This window comes from Pseudomonas sp. NFR02 (assembly GCF_900119375.1).
Taxonomy (GTDB): domain Bacteria; phylum Pseudomonadota; class Gammaproteobacteria; order Pseudomonadales; family Pseudomonadaceae; genus Aquipseudomonas; species Aquipseudomonas paracarnis.
The window spans coordinates 155,824-180,722 of sequence record NZ_FPJJ01000006.1 but is presented as its reverse complement, the minus strand read 5'-3'; the positions used below and the strand labels follow the sequence as shown (position 1 = coordinate 180,722).

Sequence of the window (24,899 nt, the reverse complement as noted above, 5' to 3'; positions counted from 1 at the left end):
GAGGGCGCGAACGCCCCCGCCTCAGGGGGGAGTCATTTCACCGTGAAAAACAACCGCCGGGCCTGGTCTAGATTGATTTCACTGAGATACACCGCGGTTTTCTGCTTCTCGCCAAGGCCGTTGAGGGTGTCGGACTCCGCGCCACGGGCGTGCTCCTGCGGGGTTTTCAGGCGCGCGCGCAGGAATGCCTTGGCGGGCACCCAGTCGGTTGAGTAATGAAAGTGGGCATACCACAGCACGCTATGGTCTTCGCGGTTGTGGATGGTGTACTCGTCCAGATAGTCCTTCTCCGGGCCTTTGAGCCGACGCCGCGTGACGGTTTTCTTGATGACGACCTCTTGGTTTTTCAGCAGCCATTCCAGGGCATGCACGGTGGGTGGATGCTTTTTGAACAACAACGACTTGTAGCGTGAAGCCTCCTTGTAGAGGGCTTGGGCCGCCTCGTTGAGCTTTCTGTCCACAAGCGCAGCCGAGTCCTTGTGGCTCTCGGTTGCGTTGCCTTGGGTGAGGGCCTCTTTAATATTCGAAGACGCCTGTTCCAGCACCAATGCGTGCTGGTGAAACAACGTTTCTATGCCGATGGCCGTGCGCTCCGGCTTGGCCGCTTGTTCGGCGGTCCGCTGCTTAAAAGTCTCCAGTGCGTCCAACAGGTCCTGTGCCTGTTTGATGCGGGTGGCAACGTCCACGACAACACTGGGTTGTGTTTCGGCGGGCGTTACGCGCTGCACCCAGACGCCTGCGGGCTTTTCGTGGAAGGTCGCCATGATGTCCTGAGTCAGTGGAGATCTGATATCTACCAGACCGGTTTCCTCGCCTGTTGCTGACAGGCGTGGGTCACCGACCAGCACACCGTTGTAACGCGTATAAATGACTTTTTTCCTGGCTTTAGGCGGGGTCGGCGGCGGAGTTGGCCGGTTTCTGATGGCGTCCCGGTCACTGTGCAGCAGCTCCAGGTGGCCAACGGTTTCGTTGTAGAAGCTGCGGATTTTTTCACGCAGGCGCGTAAGGGGGGTGGTCAGTGCAACGTTGGTAAATTCCGCTGGAAAGTCCTGCAAGCGTTCATCGAGGACATTGAACTGTTCGACCAGGCTGCCCACGGTTTCGATGCGTTCGTCCAGACGCGACTCGCTGCGTTCGAACAGGGTTTCACGCAAGGTCTGAATCGACAGATTGGCGCTGTCGACAATACGGTCGATGGCGTTCCAGGCATCCGGAGCCGTGGTCATGCTGTTTTCGTCCACGCACAGATTGCGCGCCAGGGTCACTTGCAGGAACCTGAGGTCGCGGGCTGTGTAAATCGGCAAGCTTTTGCGGTGTTGGCAGATAGCCTTGAAGCCGGATCGCCCCATCGTTCTAAGCTGAGCGAACCGCGACTCTGTGTAGTTCAGGCGTTCGATCATGTCCTGGCTCATCTCGGTCAAGGTTTGGGCGTCCTCGATATGACGCTCGTCGGGATGGCTGGCCTGGCGCTCAATCTGGTCCAGCACGGTTTTAAGCTTCGGCGTGAACGCGACTTGAGCTTCGCGTATACCGGTTTGCGTCAGGTCCAACTGGGCGCCGACGTAGCGCACGACTTGCTCTTGATAATTGGCAGTCGGGGCAAACACATTCAAGACCTTGAGTTGTTGCAGCGCCGTTTCGTAGTTATTTCGCTGGGCCTCGAGCTTTTGCAGGTAGATCTCACGGCGGGCATCGGCCGAAGTGCTGGCCTCGGTATCCTCCATCTCAGCGCGGGCTGCCTGTATCTCCAATTGCGTGGCGCTCTTGTTTCGCTCAAATTCTGACAATCGCCGCTGGGCTTCCACTGCCTTGACGTCCGCTTCGGATTTGGACCTTTGCTGTTGTTTTTTCGGGCCGCCGCCGCGCAGACGCAAACGCGTGTCGATGAACCATTGGCCCTGGGCGTTGTGAATCAACGTCGGGCCCGTGCGCTCCGGTTGTTTGGGGTCGATGATGACCACTGTTTCATCGTCATCGGTGTTCACCTCAAACCAGCGCTCCCCCACGGGGGCGTAGTAGCGCTGTGCATGCCGGAATAGGTGCTGGTGCTGGCCTGCCGCGCTTTCAGCGGGGCCCAGGCCGTCGGGCTTATTGATTTTGAAGCTGTCGAGCAGGGTGGCAAGTTCGCCAGGGGCGCGCTTGACTGCGCCACTGATGTGCAAGTGAGGTGAGTGTTTGGACGCCAACGCCTGGGTCAGGGACGGCTGTTGTTTGACGGTGACGTCCGTGGCGCTTGTCGGCTGCGGCAGGGTTGGCTGGGCCTTGCGTGGGTAGCCTGGACGGTGGCTGCGGCTGGCGACATGCAGGGTGATGGCCATGCCAAGGTTGAGCAGGACATCGGTGAGCGCCGACCACTCGGCTTGCTGCTCACCGTGCTCCTGGGCCTCGATAAAGTTCTGCAGTTGATCGACCACCTGCCAGATCCACACCGCCGTGCCCACGGTACGACCGAGAAAAGGCAGCACGGCGTTGAATATCAGCCAGCCGGCTTGCTTGAACGTGGCCCAACGGTTTTCGGCATTGGAAACCGATTGCCGATCCGACAGTTCGATCAAGGCATTGGCGTTGGCTTTGAACAGAGTGGAAAATCGGTCGCCGTTAAGCACTTGTTCACCCAGCGCCATGGGGCCGCTCATGGTCCATAGTTTGTCAGGCTCGATCAGGTAATCGGCCACCTGCCAAGGCGTAGGCAGTGCGCCGGGGAATACGTAATTGGCGTAGTCGTTACGCACCGCATCCGGTAGCCAGGCAAGTACCGACTCGCGCAGGGTGCTCGATTGCGAAATCCCATAGATCAGATTGGCCGGGGTTGGGAACTGCATCAGGGGTGGTGTGAACATCGGTCGATACAACAGGCATGGGCCGGCCGTCAGGTCCTCGGGGCCGATCACGTACATGTTGGCAACGGTGTCCAATGTCGCTTCCGCGCGCCGCAGGGGCCGAAACGCCAATGGCCTGAGCACAATGGTTTGCCCGTCAACCTGGCGGTCAGTGGCCTCGTCTTGTAACACCGCCGCCACATAGCGGTAGCCTCGCTCGTCAATGCCTTCTTGCTGGCGAATCTTGGCTTGCAAGGCCTGCATAGGCAGTTGGATACGCAGGTGCTGGCTATAGAGGGTTTTACGGCGTAATGACTCCTGCGGGTCGTCCAGCAGTTTTTGTTTGATCAACGCGGGATAGGCACTGCCGATATCGGCATCGGTGACCAAGTCTACAAAATAGCCTGAGGTCATCCATCCAGGCAGGCTGAACCCCTTATCGATCTCGACAGATCGATTGCCGGTCGGCAGCGCAATCAGGTTTTGCAAGGCCAGTTCTACCACGCTCAAAGAGGTGGTTTCGAACTGACCCGGCACCACGAAGGTGCCCCAGATGACCGGGCTTTTCACCGTCAGGCGGATTTTATCCAAGGGAACGTTGGCGCTGGCAGGATGATCCTTGATCATTTGCGCCTTGATCACCTTCAACGCGTAAGCCTCGATGGAGGGAACGTCGTCGAGGTAAGAGCGGCCGGCGTTCTGGTTGTGCAGGGCGGCGAGGTCCTTCAAGTGCCGGGCAAAGAAGTTCTGGTCGGCGACGGACGCCTTCGTCAGCCAGTCGGGCAACTGGTTCTGATACCAGGCAAGCCCTGGGCCCTTTTCAGGGGCAAGCGGGGCGATGGCTGGCGGCGTGCCGAGGACGACATCGGCGTTATGGGTCTGGCGCAGGTCCGAGAAGTCGATTGCACCCACGGCCTCGACCAGCACGGACACCATTGCGCAGGCCTGATGATCAAAAAAGTCGCCATCAGGCTCGAACAGCCGCCAATGAATTTCCTGGTTCGAAGCAGAGGCTGGCAGGTGCAACGACAATGAATTGCCCAGGTGCTCCAGCGAAGGAAATTTTTCATAGCCCTTGAGCAGTGAATACATGAGGATCGAACGCTGCCCTTCATGTTCGCCGAGCAGTACCGCGATCACCACTTCATTCTGGTGCGTCACGTGGTCAGCGTCGACGCGGTCGATATCGATCAGGCAGGCCTTGAGGTTGTAAGGGTCTTTGCCCTTCCTGTCGGCTTTATCGGGGTGGGTGAACAGGGTGCGCGCCATGGCGCACTCGGTGGCGCTCCAGTCGTCTGCGGTCTCGACATTCCAGACTGCCCGCAACATGCTCGACAACTCGTGCCAATGCGGGCCGCTGCCGTTGGTTTGATTCCAGTAGGCGACCAACTGTTGCTGGAAGGCCCGCAGCATGACAGGAGCCAGCAGGTTGAGGGTTTTGGCGATTTCACAGATACGCACGGGCAAGTGAACCGTCGGCTCGACGATCGGTTGCTGGGTGAGAAAGTGTTCGCCCTCGATGTACAGGGTCGGCACTGACAGAACTGCCTGTTGAGCGAGGATGTCGCTGAGTGCCTGATATTCCGTGGGCCCCGCGACAATCTCGTCGTCAATCAGTCGCCAGGTCGGCGTGCCGACCATGGCGATGTCCGGGTTGATATCCAGCGTCGGGTACTGTTCCCGAAGTGACTGGCGCAACAGAGCCGATGCGGTCTCCCTGAATGAAGGGCCGACATAGAGTTGGGTGAACAGCGCTGAGCGCTCATCCAGCCGTTTGGCGTTCGTGTGGTTATTTGCAGCGGGTGAGGTCATAGAGTGGCTTCCCTGTCTGACCGGTTGATGGAGATAGCCCGAGGTATAGGTTCGGAATTTCCATGCTAGGGCTCGGCCAGACAGGTAGGCGGTGCTTACATAGGCCTGCTGTTAAATGCACGTACGCCAGTACAGCGCTTCACCTCCCGGACTTAATCTTGGTCCAGGCCCTTGTCCTGGCGCGTTCGGCTTTGCTGTCCAGGGGTTTGAGGGTGTAGAGCGTGGTCATGGCCGTGTCGGTCGGGTACAGGTTGGGGTTGTTGCGTATGGCCGGGTCGACCCGCTCGGTAGCGTCCTTGTTCGGGTTGGGATAACCGACAAAATCGCTGACCGGTGCGATGACGTCGGGTTGCAACAAATAGTTGATGAAGGTGTAGGCGTCGCCCGGGTTTTTAGCGCCCTTGGGAATGGCGAGCATGTCGAACCAGATCGGCGCGCCTTCCTTGGGCAAGCGCATGTCCACGGTCACGCCATTCTTGGCTTCCTTGGCGCGGTTGGCGGCTTGGGAAAAACTGCCGGAGTAGCCCACCGCCACGCAGATATCGCCATTGGCGATGTCCGCCATGTATTTGGAAGAGTGAAAGTAGGTGATGTACGGGCGGATCTTCATCAACAGCGCTTCGGCCTTGTCGTAGTCCTTGGGGTTGCTGCTGTTGGGGTCCAGGCCCAGGTGCTGCAACGCCAGGGGCAGGATCTCCGAGGGCGAGTCCAGCAGCGCGACGCCGCATTGCTTGAGCTTGCTGATGTTCTCTTCTTTGAAGATCAGGTCCCAGCTGTCCACGGGGGCGTTGTCGCCCAGGGCCGCCTTGACCTTGGCTGGGTTGAAGCCGATCAGGATGGTGCCGTACATGTAGGGCACGGCGTATTGATTGCCGGGGTCGTTGGCTTCGATCAGCTTCATCAGTTTGGGATCGAGGTGGTTCCAGTTGGGCAGTTGGCTGCGGTCCAGGGGCTGGAACACGCCGGCTTCGATCTGTTTGGCCAGGAACACGTTGGAGGGTACCACCACGTCATAGCCGGAGTTGCCGGTGAGCAGTTTGGCTTCCAGGGCTTCGTTGGTGTCGAAGATGTCGTACACCAGCTTGATCGACGGGTGCTGGGCCTTGAAGTCTTCCAGCGCCTTGGGCGTGATGTAGTCGAACCAGTTGTAGACCTTCAGGGTTTTTTCTTCGGCCTGGGCTGCGCCGCTGACAACCACGGCGCACAGGGCGAGCGACTTGAGTATGTTCATTGGGCTGCTTCCTCGAAACCTTCCAGCACGTTGACGGCGTTGATGCCGATTTCTTCCACCGCGTAGCCGCCTTCCATCACGAACAGCGTGGGTTTGCCCAGGCGGGCAATGTGTGCGCCCATGGTCAGGTAGTCCGGGCTGTCGAGCTTGAACTGCGAGATGGGGTCGTCCTTGAACGTGTCCACGCCCAGGGACACCACGATGATGTCGGCGGCGTAGCGCTCGATTTCGGCGCAGGCCTGTTCCAGCGCGGCGCTCCAGGCCTGCCAGCCGGACCCGGCCGGCAACGGATAGTTGAAATTGAAACCCGCGCCTTCGCCTTCGCCGTGCTCATCGGCATAACCGAGGAAGAACGGAAACTCTGCCTCCGGATGGCCGTGAATCGAGGTGAACAGCACGTCGCTGCGCGCATAAAAAATCGACTGCGTGCCGTTACCGTGGTGGTAGTCCACGTCGAGGATCGCAACCTTTTTGCAGCCTTGATCAAGGAATGCCTGGGCCGCGATGGCCGCGTTGTTGAGGTAGCAATAACCGCCCATCACATCGCTGGCGGCGTGATGCCCCGGCGGGCGGCAAAGGGCGAAGGCACTGTGGGCGCCTTGGGCGATGGCGGCCTGCGCGGTAAGGGCCACTTGCGCCGCGCTGTAGGCCGCTTGCCAGGTGCCGGCGGTGATCGGCGCGCCACCATCGAAACTGTAATAGCCCAATTGGCCGTGCAGGCTGGTGGGAAGCACACGGCGCAACGTACGAGCGGGCCAGGTGTAGGGCAACAGGTCGCCGTCCTGGCCGTACTCGGTCCAGCGTTGCCAGGCGCCTTTGAAGAAGTCGAGATAGTCGCGGCTGTGAATACGTTGCAGCGGCGCCAGGCCGAAGTCCTGAGGGGCCTGCACGGGGCCCAGTTCACGGTCCTTGACCCGTTGCAGCACGTGATCGGCACGCGAGGGCATTTCGAAGCAGGGCATCAGTTGCCCGTCCATCAGTTCACAGCGGCCATGGTGCAGGTGGTGATCGTCCGAGTAGATCGTCAGCATTTGTTGTTCTCCGCAGGCTGTATTCGTGAGTGCAGTCTTGCGGCGCACGCGCTTTATGAGAACGACAGGAGCGGCCAAAAGGAGATAAATATGGCCAAAGTGTGTGTCCGCAATTCGCCCCTTATTGGCGCGTCATGCTCGAAATTGGCTCGGCGTGACGCCGCTCCAGCGCACGAACGCATGCCTGAAGCTCGCCGTTTCGCTGAACCCCAGCGTCTCGGCAATCCGGTGGATCGGCCACAGGTCGTTAGCCAACAACTGTTTGGCGCGTTCGAAGCGCAGCTCATCGAGCAGTTCCTGATAGCTGCAACCCAGGTTGTGCAGGTGCCGGCGCAGGGTGCGCGCCGAACAGTTCATCTGCTGGGCCAGGCCATCGAGCCCAGGTGCGGCGTGCAATTGTGCAGCCAGCAACTGGCGGATTCGCCCCAGCCAGGCCTCGCGCCCGGTGAATTCGGTGTTCTGTTTGCGACAACGTTCGACCATGGCCTGGTGGGTGACCGCGTCGGCCAGGGGCAAAGGTTGGGCGAGCCAGCGTTTATCAAAGGCGAACGCGTTGGCGATCGCCTGAAACTGGAGCGGGCAGTCGAAGCTCTCGGCGTAGCGGGCCTGATAATCCGGCGCCTCGTGCTCGAACCGAGCGCCCAACAACGGCAGGGGATGGCCGAGCAGGTCGTCGCAAATGACCTTCAGTGATCCCAGGCACAGCTCGACATTGAAGGCAGTCAGTGCCGGGTTTTCGCGGTAGTCGCCGGCCGTGAACCAGATGCGTTCGCCGTCTTCGTCCAGGCTCAGTTCAAAGAGTGTTCCCAACAGCGCCGGATACCGCAGGGCCAGGCGCAAAGCGTCACCGAAAGTGGCACTGGTGAGCAGGGCATAGCCCAGTAGGCCGTACGAGGAAACATGCATACGCCGCCCAACGATCAAGCCGATATCACGCTGATGGGCCACGGCATTGGCGCACACTTGCATCTCCTGATGTGTGGCGATACGCGTGTCGGCGCGGCTCAAATCCGCCGCACAGATGCCGCTGCCGGCCAGCAATGCTTCATGGGGCAAGCCTTCGGCCTCGAAGGTACGCAGCACCAGGGACACGGCATTGAGGGTGGTGAGGTGGGAATGCAGCATGGGAACTTCCAGCCAGGGGATGGCTGGAAGTGGAGCAAGTTACATGCCGGTCAGCTCAGCTCGCCGCACAGGTCCAATTCCACCAGGCGGCGGATTTCTTCGCTGTCCAGCCCCGCGCCGATCAAGGCGTTGAGCTTGCCGAAGGCTGCTTCTCGGGTCATGCCGCCGCCGGACAGTACACCCACGCTGCGCAGGCGGCTGCCGGCTTCGTAGACATCCAGTTCCACGCCGCCTTCATGGCATTGGGTGATTGCAACCACTACCACCTCTTGATCCTGCGCACGTTGCAGGCTGGCGAGGAAGGCCGGATTGTCACTTGGCCCGGTGCCGCTGCCGAAGCATTCGAGTACCAATGCCTGGATGCCGCTGTCGATCAATGCATCCAGTTGCGCGGCAGCAATGCCCGGAACGAGCGGCAGGACGCTAACGTTGGCCGGGGCCTTGTCGTTGCGGTAGGCCAGCGCGGCGGGAAGCCTGTCTGCCAGGGCGACACCGCCGTTGCGCTGCAGTGCGGCAAACGGGTTGCGCCCAAAACTGCGAATCTTCGCGCAGCGAGTCGGCGCCATCAGCGCGCCGTGGAAGTACAGGTGCACACCCGGCTTCAGGCCTTCGCCCAAGGCCGTCAACGCACCGCTGACGTTTTCCCAGGCATCGCTGTCGGGCACACCGGCCGGCAGCATCGAACCGGTGAACACCACCGGCGCCGGGAGGCCCAGCAGCTGGAAGCTCATGGCCGCTGCGCTGTAGGCCAGGGTGTCGGTGCCGTGCAGGATCAGTACGGCATCGCAGCCGGCGTCTACCGCCTCGACCACGGCGCTGCGCAGGCGTTGCCAGTAGGCGGGGTTCATGTTGGCGCTGTCGATCAGTGGTGACATTTCCCGGAAGCGCCACGCGGGCAGGTCTGCGTCGGCAAACTGTTCTCGCATACGCACTTCAAAACCAGACGCGGGCGCCAGGCCATTGGCGCTGGCCTGCATGCCGATGGTGCCGCCGGTGTAGAGCACCATGACGTTGTTAGCTGATTGCATCGAAAATCTCCTGAACGAAAAACGCCGCCGGGCCCAGAGCATGCCCAAGGCCGGGCGGCGTGTCATCTAGCCGTGATTAACGTTGCGCTTGAGCGCTCAGTTCAGCTGCCGGAGCCGCCTCGGTTTTCACCGGGTTGGCTGGCCATGCCTTGCGGTCCAGGTCCAGGTCGGGGAACTGGCTGGAGTCGAACACCGGGGTCTTGATGCCCGCTGCGCGCTGGTTGTCGTAGTCATTGAGGATGCGCATGGCAATCTTGAACAGGAACGCCAGGGCAAACAGGTTGACGAACGCGAGCATGGTCATGGTGATGTCGGCGAAGGCGAACACGGTGCTCAGGTTCTCGATCGAGCCCCAGAAAATCAGCACCAGCACCAAGGCGCGATAGCCCATCAGCACCTTGCGGTTATTGCCGACCAGAAAGCGCAGGTTGCTCTCGCCCAGGTAGTAGTTGTACATGATCGAGGTGAACACGAACAACGCCAGGGCCACCGAGATGAACATGCGGCCCCAGTCACCCACCACCGCCGCCAGGGAGTTCTGGGTCAGGGCAATGCCGTCGCCTTCAAAGCCTGGGGTGTAGAAACCCGACAGCAGGATCAGCAACGCAGTACAGGTGCAGATCACGAAGGTGTCGAGGAACACGCTGAACGCTTGCACCACGCCTTGGGCGATAGGGTGTTCTACCGACGCCACTGCCGCCACGTTAGGCGCACTGCCCAAGCCTGCTTCGTTGGCGAACACGCCGCGTTTTACACCCATGATGATCGCGCTGCCCACCAGGCCACCGAAGGCTTGGTCGAGGCCGAACGCGCTCTTGACGATGGTCGCGAGCATGGCCGGTACGTGGTCGAATTGCAGCACGATCACGTACAGGGTCACGGCGATGTACACCAGAGTCTTGACCGGTACCAGCAGGTCGGCAATCGAGGCAATACGCTTGATCCCGCCAATGAACACCAGGCCCAGCAACACCGCCAGCGCCAGGCCGGTGTAGGTGGTGTCGAGGCCAAACGCGTTATTCAACGAGTGTGTTACAGCGTGGGCTTGCAGGCCATTGAAGGCAAAGCCGAAGGTCACCAGCAGCAGGAACGCCATGACCATCCCCAGCCAGCGTTTCTGCAGGCCGTGCTGGATGTAATACGCCGGGCCGCCACGGTAGGTGCCTTCAGCGTCGGTGCGCTTGTACAACTGGCCGAGGGAGCACTCGATAAAGCTCGAAGACATGCCCACCAGCGCGGTGACCCACATCCAGAACACGGCACCCGGGCCACCCAACGTCACGGCAATGCCGACTCCGGCGATGTTACCGGCACCCACTCGGCCGGCCAGGCTGAGCATCAGCGCCTGGAACGAGCTGAGTTGGCCGGCGCTGCTCTTGAGGCTGTCTTTAAACACCGAGAACATGTGGAAAAAGTGACGCAACTGCACGAAACGCGAGCGGATCGTGAAATAACCGCCGAGCCCGACTATGAGCACGATCAGTACTTTCCCTGAGAGGAAGTCGTTGATGACTTCGAGCATGGAGTGTTCCTCGCTGATTTTTCTAATGGCAAACGCAGGACGGTCCGACGCATCGCTCGGCACCAGGCAGTGCACGACGCTCGATCCCCATCCTTTTGCGGGTGTTGTTATTCATGCGCTTTCGCGTGGTTCCCGGGCCTCGTTACCGACAGCCGCAGACGCGAAGAGGGGCGGCACTATACCTAGGCGAGCGTGATCCGTCTGCACGGGGCGATTAAAGGTTTCAGCGCGGTCGCGCAAGGCGAGGAAGGTTTGCGGTGCGATATTAGATTTTTTATGGGCGTCATGGAGCAACCTCAAGGCAAAAAAAAGGGCCTGAAGAACGAGCCTTCAGGCCCTCAAAAGGTGAGAGGTGTCTAGTCCCTCAACCTGGTGAGCGGTGCAACAAACGCTTAGGCCTTCAGCGGGACCAAACGTGGGGCAATCATGTTTTCCGGGCGCAGGATGTCGTCGAGCATGGCGTCGTCGAGCAAGCCTTCTTCACGCACCAGTTCCAGCACGCCGCGCCCGCTTTCCAGAGCGATACGCGCAATGCGGGTGGCGTTTTCATAGCCGATGTACGGGTTCAGCGCGGTGACCAGGCCGATGGAATGCTCCACCAGTTCGCGGCAGCGCGCTTCGTTGGCGGTGATGCCGACGATGCAGTGCTCGCGCAGCATGTCCATGGCGCGTTGCAGCAGGCGGATCGAGTCGAAGATCTTGAAGGCGATCAGCGGCTCCATCACGTTCAACTGCAGTTGGCCGCCTTCGGCTGCCATGGTCAGGGCCAGGTCGTTACCGATGACCTGGAACGCTACCTGGTTGACCGCTTCCGGGATTACCGGGTTGACCTTGCCGGGCATGATCGAGCTGCCTGGCTGGCGAGCCGGCAGGTTGATCTCGTTGATGCCGGTGCGTGGGCCGCTGGACAGCAGGCGCAAGTCGTTGCAGATCTTCGACAGCTTCACGGCGGTACGCTTGAGCATGCCGGAGAACAGTACAAAGGCGCCCATGTCGGAGGTGGCTTCGATCAAGTCGGCCGCCGGTACCAGCGGCTGGCCGCTGATGGTGGCCAGGCGTTGTACGGCCAGGGCCTGGTAGCGTGGGTCGGCGTTGATGCCGGTACCGATGGCGGTGCCGCCCAGGTTCACTTCGGTCAGCAGCTCCGGTGCCAGGGTTTTCAGGCGGGCCAGGTCTTCACCCAAAGTAGTGGCGAAGGCGCGGAATTCCTGGCCGAGGGTCATCGGCACGGCGTCTTGCAACTGGGTGCGGCCCATTTTCAGCACATGGCTGAACTCGGCGCCTTTGGCGGCGAACGCCTGGATCAGGCTGTCGAGGCTGGCCAGCAGCGCGTCATGGCCCAACAGCAGACCCAGGCGGATCGCGGTCGGGTAGGCGTCGTTGGTCGACTGCGCCATGTTCACGTCGTTGTTGGGGTGCAGGTACTGGTATTCGCCTTTCTGGTGACCCATGGCCTCCAGCGCGATGTTGGCGATGACTTCGTTGGCATTCATGTTGGTTGAAGTGCCGGCGCCGCCTTGAATCATGTCCACCACGAACTCTTCGTGGAAATCGCCGCGGATCAGACGCGCACAGGCTTCGCTGATGGCAGCGTGCTTGGCTTCGCTGAGCTGGCCCAACTCGCGGTTGGCGTCAGCGGCCGCTTGCTTGACCATTGCCAGACCGACCACCAATTTCGGGTAATGCGAAATCGGAACGCCCGAGAGACGGAAGTTATTCACCGCTCGCAGGGTCTGGATGCCGTAATACGCTTGAGCCGGTACTTCGAGTACGCCAAGCAGGTCTTTTTCGGTACGGAATGATGCAGCAGAGGACATGACGGAAATCATCTCAATATGGACCCGGAACTGGCCGGAACGCTGCGAATGCTAGGCTTGTAGAACTTTTTGGGCCAATGCTGTTAAACACTGGCCTATGCACAAACGGCATAATGTGGATGTGACCCGGTTATCTTGGCGGGCGTGTGTGCCAAAATGGTGCATTCCGTGGGAGGCAGTGATGAACCTTGAGAGCAAGTGGTTGGAAGACTTCAGCGCCCTGGCGGCGACGCGTAGTTTTTCCCAGGCGGCTGAGCGGCGCTTTGTCACCCAGCCGGCGTTCAGTCGGCGTATCCGCAGCCTGGAAGCCGCGTTGGGGCTGACGTTGGTCAACCGTTCACGCACGCCGGTGGAACTGACAGCGGCCGGGCAGTTGTTTCTGGTGACGGCGCGCACCGTGGTCGAACAGCTCGGTGAAGTACTGCGCCATTTGCATCACCTGGAAGGCGGGCAGGGCGAAGTCATGCAAGTGGCGGCCGCCCACTCCCTGGCCTTGGGGTTCTTCCCGCGCTGGATCGCGCAGTTGCGCAACGAGGGCTTGAATATCGCCACGCGGCTGGTGGCCACCAACGTCGGCGACGCCGTGCACGCCCTGCGCGAAGGCGGTTGCGACTTGATGCTGGCGTTCTACGACCCGGACGCGGCGATGCAAATGGACGCCGAAATTTTCCCGTCGCTGCACCTGGGCAACACCGAAATGCTCCCGGTGTGCGCCGCCGATGCCGACGGCAAGCCGCTGTTCGACCTGGAAGGCGAGGGCAGCGTGCCACTGCTGGCCTACAGCGCCGGCGCGTTCCTTGGCCGCTCGGTGAATTTGCTGCTGCGCCAGAGGGCCCTGCGCTTTACCACTATCTATGAAACCGCCATGGCCGACAGCCTCAAAAGCATGGCGCTCGAAGGCTTGGGGATCGCCTGGGTGCCGCAGTTGAGCGTACGTGCAGAGTTGGCGCGTGGCGAACTGGTGGTGTGCGGCGGGCCGCAATGGCATGTGCCACTGGAGATTCGCTTGTATCGCTGCGCGTTGGTGCGCAAGGCGAATGTGCGGTTGTTGTGGCGCAAGCTGGAAGGTGGGGCGGCGCAAGGAGATCGAGGTCTCGCTTGAATGAAATTGAGTGGTTTACTGCTCAATAGATAGTTTTTTATCATTTTTTGATCATTTTTCTGCCCAAAAAGTATTGTTGAATACGTGATCACTTGCCGGATAAATATTGGCTAGAATACTGATCAAAGGTTTGTGTAAATCCATCTTTTGATCAGGAAACTGCACAAAATGCGTATGACGACGATGAGTGAGCAGGCTATCGCCCAAGCGATTGGCTCGCGCGTTGAAGCCTTGAGGGTGAAGAAGAACATCAATCAGGAAACGGTTGCCGAGGAGGCGGGTATTTCCCGCACGACGTTACGGCAGTTGATGGTGGGCAAGGGCACCTTGCTCAATCTGATTGCAGTGTTGCGGGTGATCGGGGAACTGGATCGGTTGAGTTCTCTGGTCGAGGAGGTGCGTTCAAGCCCCATCCAGATGGCGAAAATGGCCGGGAAAAAACGTCAGCGCGCCTATACCACCCGTAAAGACTCATCCGAAACCACCTCTATACCGGGCCAGAAAAAGCGCCTTGTGCCCGACGCAGTCAAGAAGGACACCCGTTGGTGATTGCACAGATTTATTTATGGGGTTTATACGTCGGAGCGCTCAATTGGGACGAGACAACCCAGGTGGGCGAGTTCGAGTTTTCACCCGAGTTTGTCGCCACGGGGCTTGAGATCTCGCCCATTCACATGCCCGCCCGCGCCGGGTACACCTACGCATTCACCAACCTGAACCGGGAAACCTATAAGGCGCTTCCGGCGATTTTTGCCGACTCGCTTCCGGATGATTTCGGTAATGCATTGATCAACGCGTGGTTGGCGCAGCAGGGTCGCGACAAGCTTTCGTTCACGCCGGTGGATCGACTCCTTTACCAAGGTAATCGCGGTATGGGCGCGCTGGAATATCGGCCGGCCATGAATACTGAGGCGAATGAGGCCCAAACGATCGAGATCGCGGCGCTGGCCCAGTTGGCTGGGGAGGTGCTCTCGGGGCGCCAAAGCCTGGAGGACCGGCTGGCATCCAATGACCCTAGCGTCGACGACGCCGCGTTGCAGCGCTTGATCCAGGTGGGCACAAGTGCCGGTGGCGCTCGCGCAAAGGCGATCATTGCCATCAATCGCGAAGGACATATCAGGTCAGGGCAGGTTCCAGCGCCCAAAGGCTATAGCTACTGGTTGCTCAAGTTCGATGTCGCAAAAAACACCGACGTGCTTGCCGATAGCCAGGGGTTTGGTCGCATTGAATATGCCTACCACCTGATGGCCAGGCGAGCCGGTGTGGTAATGACTGAGTGCCGTCTGCTTGAAGAGGGCGGGCGTGCTCACTTCATGACCAAGCGATTCGACCGCACCGATGAAGGTGACAAGATTCACACCGCGACCTTGTGTGCACTGGATCATGCCGACTACAAAAAACCAGGTGAGTACTCCTACGCCGAGGCTCTGAACGTGTTCAGGGCGCTGAAACTGGGGCGTTGGGAAGCGGAGCAGTTTTTCAGGCGCATGGTGTTCAACGTGATCGCCCGAAATCAGGACGACCACACCAAGAACATCAGCTTTCTGCTGGACACTGACGGTACCTGGTATTTGTCGCCTGCCTATGACATTACTTGGTCCTATATGCCTGGAAACTTCTGGGTCGACAGCCATCAGATGAGCATCAACGGTAAGCGCGACAATTTTGTGGTCGATGACCTGCTCAGTGTGGGCAGCCAGATCAAAGGGCTGAAGGCCATGCAGATCATCCGTGAGGTGCATGAGGCGGTGGTGCAATGGCCTGTGATCGCTGCAGAAGTGGGGGTCTCGTCGGTCATGATCGATGCCATTGCCAAGACCCATCGAATGGACCTCGCGCCTGACTCTTAAGTCAATAAAACCGCCACTTTGCGCCGCTAGACAGATGGTCATCCCAGGGGCTGTTTATCTGGATTATTACGGTATACTGCGCGGCCTTCGGCCGGTCCAACCGGCCTTAATTCGTACACCAAGCCACGCCGGTCTCCCGCGTGGCTTGTTGTTTTTTGACGCGCCTGCGGGCGCCCAGAGAGAAGAGGCACGACGATGAGTGCATTGGTTGGCGTGATCATGGGCTCCAAGTCCGATTGGTCCACCCTTAGCCACACCGCCGATATGCTGGAAAAACTCGGCATTCCGTACGAAGTGAAGGTGGTCTCCGCCCACCGCACCCCGGATTTGCTGTTCCAGTATGCCGATGAAGCAGAATCCCGTGGCATCGAGGTGATCATCGCCGGTGCCGGCGGCGCGGCGCACTTGCCTGGCATGTGCGCGGCCAAGACTCACCTGCCCGTGCTGGGTGTGCCGGTGCAGTCGTCGATGCTCTCGGGCGTGGATTCGCTGTTGTCCATCGTGCAGATGCCGGCTGGCATTCCGGTGGCAACCCTGGCGATCGGCAAGGCCGGCGCGATCAACGCAGCCTTGCTGTCCGCCAGCATCCTGGGCGCCAAGCACCCGCAGTTTCATGCGGTGCTGAAAAAATTCCGTGCTGAGCAGACAGACAGCGTGCTGGACAATCCAGACCCACGCATCGCCTGAGGTTGTTATTGATGAAAATCGGTGTAATCGGTGGCGGCCAACTGGGCCGCATGCTGGCTTTGGCGGGTACGCCGCTGGGGATGAACTTCGCTTTCCTGGACCCGGCGCCGGACGCCTGCGCTGCGGCCCTGGGTGAACACCTGCGCGCTGACTACAGCGACCCGGACCACCTGCGCCAACTGGCCGATGAAGTCGACCTGGTGACCTTCGAATTCGAAAGCGTCCCGGCCGAAACCGTGGCCTTCCTGTCGCAGTTCGTGCCGGTGTACCCGAGCGCCGAAGCCTTGCGCATCGCTCGCGACCGCTGGTTCGAAAAGAGCATGTTCAAGGACCTGGGCATTCCGACGCCGGCCTTCGCCGACATCCAGTCCCAGGCAGACCTGGACGCCGCGGTCGCCAGCATCGGCCTGCCGGCGGTGTTGAAAACCCGCACCCTGGGTTACGACGGCAAGGGTCAGAAAGTCCTGCGTACCGCGGCCGATGTGGTCGGCACTTTTGCCGAGCTGGGCAGCGTTGCCTGCCTGCTGGAAGGCTTCGTGCCGTTCACTGGCGAAGTCTCGCTGATTGCCGTACGCGCCCGTGATGGCGAAACCCGCTTTTACCCGTTGGTGCACAACACTCACGTCAACGGCATCCTGAAAGTGTCGGTAGCCAGCACTGACCACCCGCTCCAGGCCCTGGCCGAAGACTATTCCAGCCGTGTGCTCAAGCAGCTGGATTATGTCGGCGTGATGGCGTTCGAGTTCTTTGAAGTCGACGGTGGCCTCAAGGCCAATGAAATCGCCCCGCGCGTTCACAACTCCGGACACTGGACCACTGAAGGCGCCGAGTGCAGCCAGTTCGAAAACCACCTGCGGGCGGTGGCGGGCTTGCCGTTGGGCTCCACGGCCAAGGTCGGCGAGAGCGCCATGCTCAACTTCATCGGCTCTGTACCGCCGGTGGAGCGTGTGATGGCGATCGACGATTGCCACGTGCACCACTACGGCAAGGCCTTCAAGGCCGGGCGCAAGGTCGGCCACGCCAACCTGCGCTGCAAGGATCGTGCGACGTTGCAAGCGCAGATTCTCAAGGTTGAAGCGCTGATCGCCGAACAATAAGCCTGGCCACGGCGGGAACCATTGGGGTTCTGCGTCTCTCTGATTGCAGGATGCCAAAGCCTGACTAGGCTTTGGCATGACTCATACCAATCAGAGGGAAATGCCATGGGTATCATCGGAACCATCTTTATCGGCTTGATCGTCGGCCTCCTGGCGCGCTTCCTCAAGCCTGGCGACGACAGCATGGGCTGGATCATGACCATCCTGCTGGGTATCGCCGGTTCCCTGGCCGCGACCTACGGCGGTCAGGCCCTGGGGATCTACCAGGCAGGCCAGGGCGCAGGTTTCATCGGCGCGCTGGTGGGTGCCATCGTGTTGCTGGTGATCTACGGCCTGATCAAAAAGAAGTAATCAGCCGACAAAGTCCTCTGCGCTGCGCAGGCGCAGAGGGCTAGAATGCTCGGCACTTGTATTTGCCGAGCCTCTCCATGCGCCGTCTTCTGTTAACGCTTCTTCTGCTGGGCTCTGGCCTGGCGCACGCTGGCGAACTGCCGGAAACCGACTGGCTGGACCTGATGCCGCTGTCGGATCAGAAAGCTCTCGAAGCCATGCCCGAGATCGACCATAACTCTCCCGAAGCTCAAGGCACGTTCACCGAAAAGGGTGGCTTGAAGCAGAGCAAGGGCCTGCCTGCGGTGATGTATTCCACCAAGACCGTCGCAGCCATGAACGGCAAGAATATCCGCATTGGCGGCTATCCGGTGCCGCTTGAAACGGACGCCAAGGGCCGCAGCACATTGTTCTTCCTGGTGCCTTACCCGGGCGCCTGCATACACGTGCCGCCACCGCCGCCTAATCAATTGGTGCTGGTGCGCTATCCCAAGGGGCTGAAGCTGGATGATATCTACACGCCGCTGTGGGTCACGGGCACGTTGAAGGTGGAGAAGGTCAATAACGACTTGGCAGACGCCGCGTATGCGCTGGAGGCCGGGAAGGTGCGGGTGGTGAAGGAGTCTGATCTCTAAAGCTCAGAGCATAACCCCTGTGGGAGCTGGCTTGCCTGCGATAGCAGCGCCTCGGTGTTCCTGATACACCCAGTTGCCTGCATCGCAGGCAAGCCAGCTCCCACATTTGATTGGGTTTACAAGGCCAGTGCCGTGATGCTCACGCCTAGAGTGTGGCTTTCGCCGGGCGCCAGGTTCACAACATCGTCCAGCACGTTGGCCGTCTCGATGCACAACATACCCTGCCAGCCGTCATCGGCCATATCGTCGAAAGCCTTGGCGCGTTCAGTCCAGGGGTTCCAGACCACGGTGGATTTCGAGCCTTCGCTGGTGAGCTGGATACGGCGCTGCCAATCGCTATCGACGATATTCAGCTGTGTTGGAGTATTCAGGTAAATGCGGTCTGTTTCGGCGCTGAAGTGCAGCAGCCCGGCTTGCTGTTTCTCGGCCCACCCGTCGGCGGTATCGATGTAGGCCACGCCATCCAGGCCCTCGACCTGCACCTTGCGCACATCGCTCACGGCGAAGTAGGTGTGCAATGCCTGGCTGAGGGTCACGATGTCGGCGCCGCGGTTGTGGCTGGTCAGGCGGATGTGCAGTTGGTCATCCAACAGCAGGCTCAGCGTCAGGTCTACCTGATGGGGCCAGCCTGGAAAGCCGCCAGCCGGCACCGGCAATACCAGGTCCACTCGCAGCGTCTGGCCGTCGAGTTCGGTGGTGGCCAATTCCCAGCGGGCGGTGCGCACAAAACCGTGGGCGCCGGCAGGCTGATTACTCTGGCGCATGGCTTTGACACTTTGCGGGTTGCGGTCGAACACCCCGAACCACGGCCAGCACACCGGTACGCCAGTACGAATGCCTTTGCCCTGCTTGAACACGGCCTCAGGGTTCGGCCAGATCAGCGGCTGTTCGCCCTCGCGCTGGTAACTGAAGATATGCGCACCCTGGTGGGCCACCATCAACTCGGCGCCGTTGTGGCGGATGCGCCAGCAGTCCAGCTCGTCGATTTTTACCGTCTCAACGTGGGGCGTAGGCATGACAAAGCTCTCTTAGTGGCAGGCAATGGGGCAATTGACCGTTAAAACCCGGCGAGGTTTAACGCGCCCGTGACGGTACCGAGCGCGTGCGGCCGCTGCCATCGATGGCGACGAACACAAATACGGCTTCGGTCACCTTGCGCCATTCGCTGGACAACGGATCGTCGCTCCACACTTCGACCATCATCTGGATCGAGCTGCGGCCGATTTCCAGGGCCTGGGTATAGAAGGAAAGCTGCGCGCCCACGGCTACCGGCACCAGGAACGCCATGCGATCAATGGCCACGGTGGCCACGCGCCCACCTGCGACCTTGCTGGCCATTGCCGTGCCGGCCAGGTCCATCTGCGCGACCAGCCAGCCGCCGAAGATATCGCCAAAACCGTTGGTTTCACGCGGAAGCGCGGTGATTTGCAGGGCGAGATCGCCTTGCGGGATAGGATCTTCTTGTTCGAGTTCGATCATGCCGAGGGTGCCTCTGACCCGTGACGCTTCATGGGTATTTCAAGTGGATAGCCGTCTTCTCAGAAAAACGTTTCAGCACCAACATACACCGCTCGATGCGTTTCTCGTAAGGCGAACTAAAGGGAAACTCTGCCAAATCGGCTGGATGGTACCCAACAGCGTTTTGGCACAGCAGCCCCTCAAGACAGCGGGTCTGGCGCTTGCACCGGCGAGTATATCGAGACCCTGGCGCCACGACGACCTTCCGACGCTCATTTGGTCGGTAAATAGACGCTGTATCGGGGCTTTTGCGCGCAACTGTGCTCCTGGCGCTGTGCTTTTTCAGGCGATTTGCTATCTTGCCAAACCCGCCGCAAGTCACGGGCGTGCAGTCCTTTACGATGATTACTATAAGAGAAGCCTTGCCATGTCCTCCGTGCCTGCAAGCAGTGCGCAACCCTCGCGCCCGCTGACCCGCAACGACTACAAAACCCTGTCGCTGTCTGCCTTGGGCGGGGCGCTGGAGTTCTACGACTTCATCATCTTTGTGTTTTTCGCCACCGTGGTCGGGAAACTGTTCTTCCCCGTCGACATGCCCGAATGGCTGCGCATGATGCAGACCTTCGGCATCTTCGCCGCCGGCTACCTGGCCCGCCCCTTGGGCGGCATCATCATGGCGCACTTTGGTGACCTGCTGGGCCGCAAGAAAATGTTCACCCTGAGCATCTTCATGATGGCCGTGCCCACCCTGATCATGGGCTTGCTTCCGACCTACGCGCAGATCGGCCTGTGGGCGCCGGTCCTGTTGCTGCTGATGCGCATCATCCAGGGCGCGGCGATTGGCGGCGAAGTACCGGGCGCCTGGGTGTTCGTCTCCGAGCACGTGCCGCCGCGCCACATCGGCTATGCCTGCGGCACCCTGACCAGCGGCCTCACCGCCGGTATTCTGCTGGGCTCGTTGGTGGCTACCGCCATCAATAGCGCCTATACACCGGAACAGGTCTCTGATTACGCCTGGCGGATTCCTTTCCTGCTCGGCGGCGTATTCGGCCTGCTGTCGGTGTACCTGCGTCGTTGGCTGCATGAAACCCCGATCTTCGCCGAGATGCAGCAACGCAAGAGCCTGGCCGCTGAACTGCCCTTGCGCGCCGTATTGCGCGATCACCGTGGCGCCATTGTGCTGTCGATGCTGTTGACCTGGCTGCTGTCGGCCGGCGTGGTGGTAGTCATCCTGATGACCCCGACCGTGCTGCAAACTATCTATCACTTCAGCCCCACGGTGGCACTGCAGGCCAACAGCCTGGCCATCGTGACCTTGAGCCTGGGTTGCATCGCCGCAGGCGCGCTGGCCGACCGTTTTGGTGCCGGTCGCGTGCTGGTCACCGGTTGCGCACTGCTGCTGGCGACTTCCTGGACGCTGTATCACAGCCTGATGGCGCATCCCGACTGGCTGTTCCCCTTGTATGCCCTGACCGGCCTGTTTGTCGGCACCATCGGCGTAGTGCCCTACGTGATGGTCAAAGCCTTCCCGCCGGTGGTGCGCTTCAGCGGCCTGTCGTTCTCCTACAACGTTGCTTATGCCGTGTTCGGCGGGTTGACGCCCTTGGCGGTGTCGCTGCTGATGAAGGAGAGCCCGATGGGCCCGGCTTATTATGTAGCCGTGCTGTGCGTGATGGGGATGCTGGTGGGCGGGTATCTGTGGAAACGCGGTCGCTGAAGCGGGCACACTCAGATAGTGGCCTTTCATCTAATTGTCATATTTCAGACATAGAGTGTTCACACGGCCTGCCGATACTTGGCCCCGATCCAATTATCCCTATCTGCTAGGAGCAAGGCATGAAACTGAAACGTTTGATGGCGGCAATGACGTTTGTCGCTGCTGGCGTTGCGACCGCCAACGCGGTGGCCGCTGGTGTTGATCCGGCAATCCCGGCTTACGTCAAGACCACTGGTGTGTCGGGCAACCTGTCCAGCGTCGGTTCCGATACCCTGGCTAACCTGATGACCCTGTGGGCCGAGGGTTACAAAAAGGAATACCCGAACGTCAACATCCAGATTCAAGCTGCCGGCTCCGCTACTGCGCCACCTGCGCTGACTGAAGGCACCTCCAACCTGGGCCCGATGAGCCGCAAGATGAAGGACACCGAACTGGCTGCCTTCGAGCAGAAGTACGGCTACAAGCCAACGGCAATCCCGGTTGCGGTGGATGCTCTGGCGGTATTTGTGCACAAGGACAACCCGATCCAGCACCTGACCATGGAACAGGTCGATGCGATCTTCTCCTCGACGCGTCTGTGCGGCGCCAAAGCCGATGTGAAAACCTGGGGTGACCTGGGCGTGACCGGCGACCTGGCCAACAAGCCAGTGCAACTGTTCGGGCGTAACTCGGTATCCGGCACCTACGGCTACTTCAAGGAAGAAGCCCTGTGCAAAGGCGACTACAAGCCAAACGTGAACGAACAACCGGGCTCGGCTTCGGTCGTGCAGTCGATCAGCTCCTCGCTGAACGGCATCGGTTACTCGGGTATCGGCTACAAGACCGCCAGCGTGAAGACCGTGCCACTGGCCAAGAAAGGCAGCACTGACTACATCGAAGACTCTGAAGAAAACGCCCTGAACGGCAAGTATCCGCTGTCGCGTTTCCTCTACGTGTATGTCAACAAAGCCCCGAACAAGCCACTGGCGCCGCTGGAAGCTGAGTTCGTGAAACTGGTGCTGTCCAAGCAGGGCCAGGAAGTGGTGGTCAAAGACGGCTACATCCCGCTGCCAGCCAAAGTCGCCGCCAAGGCCCTGGCTGACCTGGGTCTGAAAGAAGGCAACTAAGCCTGCGATACCCGGTGTAATACCGGGCCCCTGTGGGAGCGGGCTTGCTCGCGAAGGCGTCGTGTCAGTCGCCCGATGTGTTGAATGACACACCGCTTTCGCGAGCAAGCCCGCTCCCACACAAGCCCGGTTACATCCCTAATTTTTATCCGCTGCCAGCCCTGCTTCGCGGCGGATTTGTTGCGTCACTGCACTGTCATCTTTCTGTCATACAGGATCGCTAGGGTGTGCGCATGAATGATCTGGCCAATTCCACCATGACGACGACTTCCCCTCCCAAGCGCATTGATTTCAATACGCCTGAGCTGCAACGCAAGCGCCGCATCCGCGCGCTCAAGGATCGCTTCACCCGTTGGTATGTGCTGGTCGGCGGCCTCGCCGTGCTGGCCGCCATTACCCTGATCTTCTTCTTCCTCGCCTATGTGGTTGCGCCATTGTTCCAGGGCGCCTCGTTGACCAAGGAAGACGCGTTGACGCCCGCTTGGATGCAGGACGCCGGCAAGCCGTTGATGATCTCCCTCGAAGAACAGAACCAGGTCGCCATGCGGGTTTCCGACAAGGGCCAGGCGCTGTTCTTTGCCGTGGACACCGGTGCCGAGCTCAAGCGTGTCGACCTGCCGATTCCGGCCGGTACCAGTGTTGCTTCCATTGGTGAAGATCAGCCGGGCAGCCCGCTGGTGATTCTCGGCTTGTCCAATGGCCAGTCTTTAGTGTTCCGCCACACCTATAAGGTGTCGTACCCCGACGGCAAGAAAACCATCACCCCAGCGATCGAGTACCCCTACGGCGAAACGCCGATCGTGCTGGATGACGCCGGTCGCCCGCTGGAGCACGTCGCGCTCAACGCCACCGACACCTCCCTGGTGGTGGCAGGTTCCGCCGGTTCGCACTTGAACGTGCTGACCCTGAGCCGCGAAGAAAACATGATGACCGGTGAGGTCACCAGCGAGCAGAAGCGTGTCGAGCTGCCGCAGATGACCGAGCCGGTGAAGGCGATCTTCATCGACCCACGCCAGCAGTGGCTGTACGTGATCAACGGCCGTGCCCTGGCCGACGTGTTCAGCCTGCGCGACAAGAGCCTCAACGGGCGCTACAAGCTGCTGGAAGACGCCGACACGGAAATCACCGCCAGCACCCAGTTGGTCGGCGGCATCTCGCTGATCCTGGGTAACTCCAAAGGCGGCCTGGCCCAGTGGTTCATGGCCCGTGACCCGGATGGCGAGCAACGCCTGAAGCAGATCCGCACCTTCCAGATGGGCACTGCACCCATCGTCGAAATCAGCGCTGAAGAGCGCCGCAAAGGCTTCACCGCCCTGGATGCTGCTGGCCAGTTCGGCGTGTTCCACAGCACCGCTCATCGCACCTTGCTGGTGGACCCGGTGGTCGACGGTCAGGGTCTGTTCGGCATGTCGCCACGGGCCAACCGTGTGATCGTCGAGGCGGGTGGCAAGCTGCAACCGTTGTTGCTCGACAACCCGCACCCGGAAGTGTCGTGGAGCGCGTTGTGGAGCAAGGTCTGGTACGAGAACTACGACGAGCCTAAATACGTCTGGCAATCCACGGCCGCCAACACCGATTTTGAACCCAAGATGAGCCTGGCCCCGCTGACCTTCGGCACCTTGAAGGCCGCGTTCTACGCCATGTTGCTGGCGGCGCCACTGGCGGTTGCTGCAGCGATCTACACCGCTTACTTCATGGCGCCGAGCCTGCGCCGCAAGGTCAAGCCGGTGATCGAACTGATGGAAGCCATGCCGACGGTGATCCTCGGATTCTTCGCCGGCCTGTTCCTGGCGCCGTATGTGGAAGGGCATCTGCCGGGCATTTTCAGCCTGTTGATGCTGTTGCCGATTGGCATCCTGGTCGCCGGCTTTGTCTTCAGCCGCTTGCCTGAGTCGATCCGCCTGCGCGTTCCCGATGGCTGGGAAAGCGCGATCCTGATTCCGGTGATCCTGTTCGTGGGTTGGCTCTCGCTGTACATGAGCCCGTACCTGGAAACCTGGTTTTTCGGCGGTGACATGCGCATGTGGATCTCCCACGATCTGGGCATTACCTACGACCAGCGCAACGCGTTGGTGGTCGGCCTGGCCATGGGTTTTGCCGTGATCCCGAACATCTACTCCATCGCCGAGGACGCTGTGTTCAGCGTGCCACGCGGCCTGACCCTGGGGTCCCTGGCACTGGGCGCCACGCCGTGGCAGACCATGACCCGCGTGGTCATCCTCACCGCCAGCCCGGGCATCTTCTCGGCGCTGATGATCGGCATGGGCCGCGCCGTGGGCGAGACTATGATCGTGCTGATGGCCACCGGTAACACCCCGGTGATGGAGATGAACCTGTTCGAGGGCCTGCGCACCCTGGCGGCCAACGTTGCGGTGGAGATGCCCGAGTCGGAAGTGGGCGGCAGTCATTACCGCGTGCTGTTCCTCTCGGCGCTGGTGCTGCTGTTGTTCACCTTCATCATGAACACCCTCGCCGAGCTGATTCGTCAGCGTCTGCGCAAGAAATACTCGTCGCTTTAAGAAAGGTAGAAGT

The 24,899-nt window shown here is 60.4% G+C and carries 19 protein-coding genes; 10 read left to right on the top strand and 9 right to left on the bottom strand.

Annotated elements, in window-relative coordinates; translation table 11 throughout:
* Nucleotides 1-32: 32 nt before the first annotated feature.
* The 7 genes from BT199_RS18910 to aspA all read right to left on the bottom strand — a co-directional run bounded on the left by BT199_RS18910 (nt 33) and on the right by aspA (nt 12,385).
* On the bottom strand, nt 33-4,631 hold the full coding sequence (locus BT199_RS18910; protein WP_072435266.1) for a dermonecrotic toxin domain-containing protein: 4,599 nt from the start codon (nt 4,629-4,631) through the stop codon (nt 33-35).
* A gap of 139 nt (nt 4,632-4,770) precedes the next feature.
* Nucleotides 4,771-5,862, bottom strand: a complete 1,092-nt coding sequence (locus BT199_RS18905) for a polyamine ABC transporter substrate-binding protein (RefSeq protein ID WP_019818144.1) — start codon at nt 5,860-5,862, stop codon at nt 4,771-4,773.
* A complete protein-coding gene (locus BT199_RS18900; RefSeq protein ID WP_072435265.1) occupies nt 5,859-6,893 on the bottom strand; it encodes a histone deacetylase family protein in 1,035 nt (344 codons plus the stop codon). Before BT199_RS18900 ends, BT199_RS18905 begins: the two co-directional genes overlap by 4 nt.
* A gap of 132 nt (nt 6,894-7,025) precedes the next feature.
* Nucleotides 7,026-8,018, bottom strand: coding sequence for an AraC family transcriptional regulator (locus BT199_RS18895; RefSeq protein ID WP_014720537.1), 993 nt, complete (start codon nt 8,016-8,018; stop codon nt 7,026-7,028).
* 50 nt (nt 8,019-8,068) lie between these two features.
* Nucleotides 8,069-9,046 (bottom strand): asparaginase, encoded by a 978-nt coding sequence (locus tag BT199_RS18890; protein WP_072435264.1) that lies wholly within the window; start codon nt 9,044-9,046, stop codon nt 8,069-8,071.
* A 76-nt stretch (nt 9,047-9,122) separates the two neighbouring features.
* Nucleotides 9,123-10,568 (bottom strand): alanine/glycine:cation symporter family protein, encoded by a 1,446-nt coding sequence (locus BT199_RS18885; RefSeq protein WP_019818140.1) that lies wholly within the window; start codon nt 10,566-10,568, stop codon nt 9,123-9,125.
* Nucleotides 10,569-10,960: 392 nt separating this feature from the next.
* A complete protein-coding gene (aspA, locus tag BT199_RS18880) occupies nt 10,961-12,385 on the bottom strand; it encodes an aspartate ammonia-lyase (RefSeq protein WP_003195657.1) in 1,425 nt (474 codons plus the stop codon).
* Nucleotides 12,386-12,566: 181 nt separating this feature from the next.
* Between aspA and BT199_RS18875 the strand changes: the two genes are divergently transcribed.
* The 7 genes from BT199_RS18875 to BT199_RS18845 all read left to right on the top strand — a co-directional run bounded on the left by BT199_RS18875 (nt 12,567) and on the right by BT199_RS18845 (nt 18,086).
* Nucleotides 12,567-13,487 (top strand): LysR substrate-binding domain-containing protein, encoded by a 921-nt coding sequence (locus BT199_RS18875; protein WP_003195655.1) that lies wholly within the window; start codon nt 12,567-12,569, stop codon nt 13,485-13,487.
* Nucleotides 13,488-13,655: 168 nt separating this feature from the next.
* A complete protein-coding gene (locus BT199_RS18870; protein WP_072435263.1) occupies nt 13,656-14,036 on the top strand; it encodes a helix-turn-helix domain-containing protein in 381 nt (126 codons plus the stop codon).
* Nucleotides 14,033-15,337 (top strand): type II toxin-antitoxin system HipA family toxin, encoded by a 1,305-nt coding sequence (locus tag BT199_RS18865; protein ID WP_083535084.1) that lies wholly within the window; start codon nt 14,033-14,035, stop codon nt 15,335-15,337. Before BT199_RS18870 ends, BT199_RS18865 begins: the two co-directional genes overlap by 4 nt.
* A gap of 195 nt (nt 15,338-15,532) precedes the next feature.
* Nucleotides 15,533-16,024: a 5-(carboxyamino)imidazole ribonucleotide mutase gene (gene purE / locus BT199_RS18860; RefSeq protein ID WP_003195648.1), complete on the top strand. Its 492-nt coding sequence runs from the start codon at nt 15,533-15,535 to the stop codon at nt 16,022-16,024.
* A gap of 11 nt (nt 16,025-16,035) precedes the next feature.
* Nucleotides 16,036-17,121 carry a 5-(carboxyamino)imidazole ribonucleotide synthase gene (locus BT199_RS18855; RefSeq protein ID WP_020302828.1) on the top strand — a complete coding sequence of 362 codons (1,086 nt, stop codon included), beginning with the start codon at nt 16,036-16,038 and terminating at the stop codon, nt 17,119-17,121.
* 105 nt (nt 17,122-17,226) lie between these two features.
* Nucleotides 17,227-17,472 (top strand): GlsB/YeaQ/YmgE family stress response membrane protein, encoded by a 246-nt coding sequence (locus BT199_RS18850; RefSeq protein ID WP_005792540.1) that lies wholly within the window; start codon nt 17,227-17,229, stop codon nt 17,470-17,472.
* A gap of 77 nt (nt 17,473-17,549) precedes the next feature.
* Nucleotides 17,550-18,086, top strand: a complete 537-nt coding sequence (locus BT199_RS18845) for a DUF3299 domain-containing protein (protein WP_003195640.1) — start codon at nt 17,550-17,552, stop codon at nt 18,084-18,086.
* 116 nt (nt 18,087-18,202) lie between these two features.
* Here BT199_RS18845 and BT199_RS18835 read toward each other — a convergent pair whose 3' ends face one another.
* Entirely contained in the window at nt 18,203-19,102 is a 900-nt protein-coding gene (locus tag BT199_RS18835) for a D-hexose-6-phosphate mutarotase (RefSeq protein ID WP_072435260.1), read from the bottom strand.
* A gap of 58 nt (nt 19,103-19,160) precedes the next feature.
* Nucleotides 19,161-19,565 carry an acyl-CoA thioesterase gene (locus tag BT199_RS18830; RefSeq protein ID WP_003176975.1) on the bottom strand — a complete coding sequence of 135 codons (405 nt, stop codon included), beginning with the start codon at nt 19,563-19,565 and terminating at the stop codon, nt 19,161-19,163.
* A 406-nt stretch (nt 19,566-19,971) separates the two neighbouring features.
* On the opposite strand from BT199_RS18830, the gene BT199_RS18825 reads away from it, so the two are divergent.
* From BT199_RS18825 to BT199_RS18815, 3 genes are all read left to right on the top strand, one after another.
* Entirely contained in the window at nt 19,972-21,261 is a 1,290-nt protein-coding gene (locus BT199_RS18825; RefSeq protein ID WP_014720517.1) for an MFS transporter, read from the top strand.
* Between the two features lie 119 nt (nt 21,262-21,380).
* Nucleotides 21,381-22,367, top strand: a complete 987-nt coding sequence (locus tag BT199_RS18820) for a phosphate ABC transporter substrate-binding protein PstS (RefSeq protein ID WP_003195633.1) — start codon at nt 21,381-21,383, stop codon at nt 22,365-22,367.
* Nucleotides 22,368-22,852: 485 nt separating this feature from the next.
* On the top strand, nt 22,853-24,886 hold the full coding sequence (locus tag BT199_RS18815) for an ABC transporter permease subunit (RefSeq protein WP_172832677.1): 2,034 nt from the start codon (nt 22,853-22,855) through the stop codon (nt 24,884-24,886).
* Nucleotides 24,887-24,899: the final 13 nt, after the last annotated feature.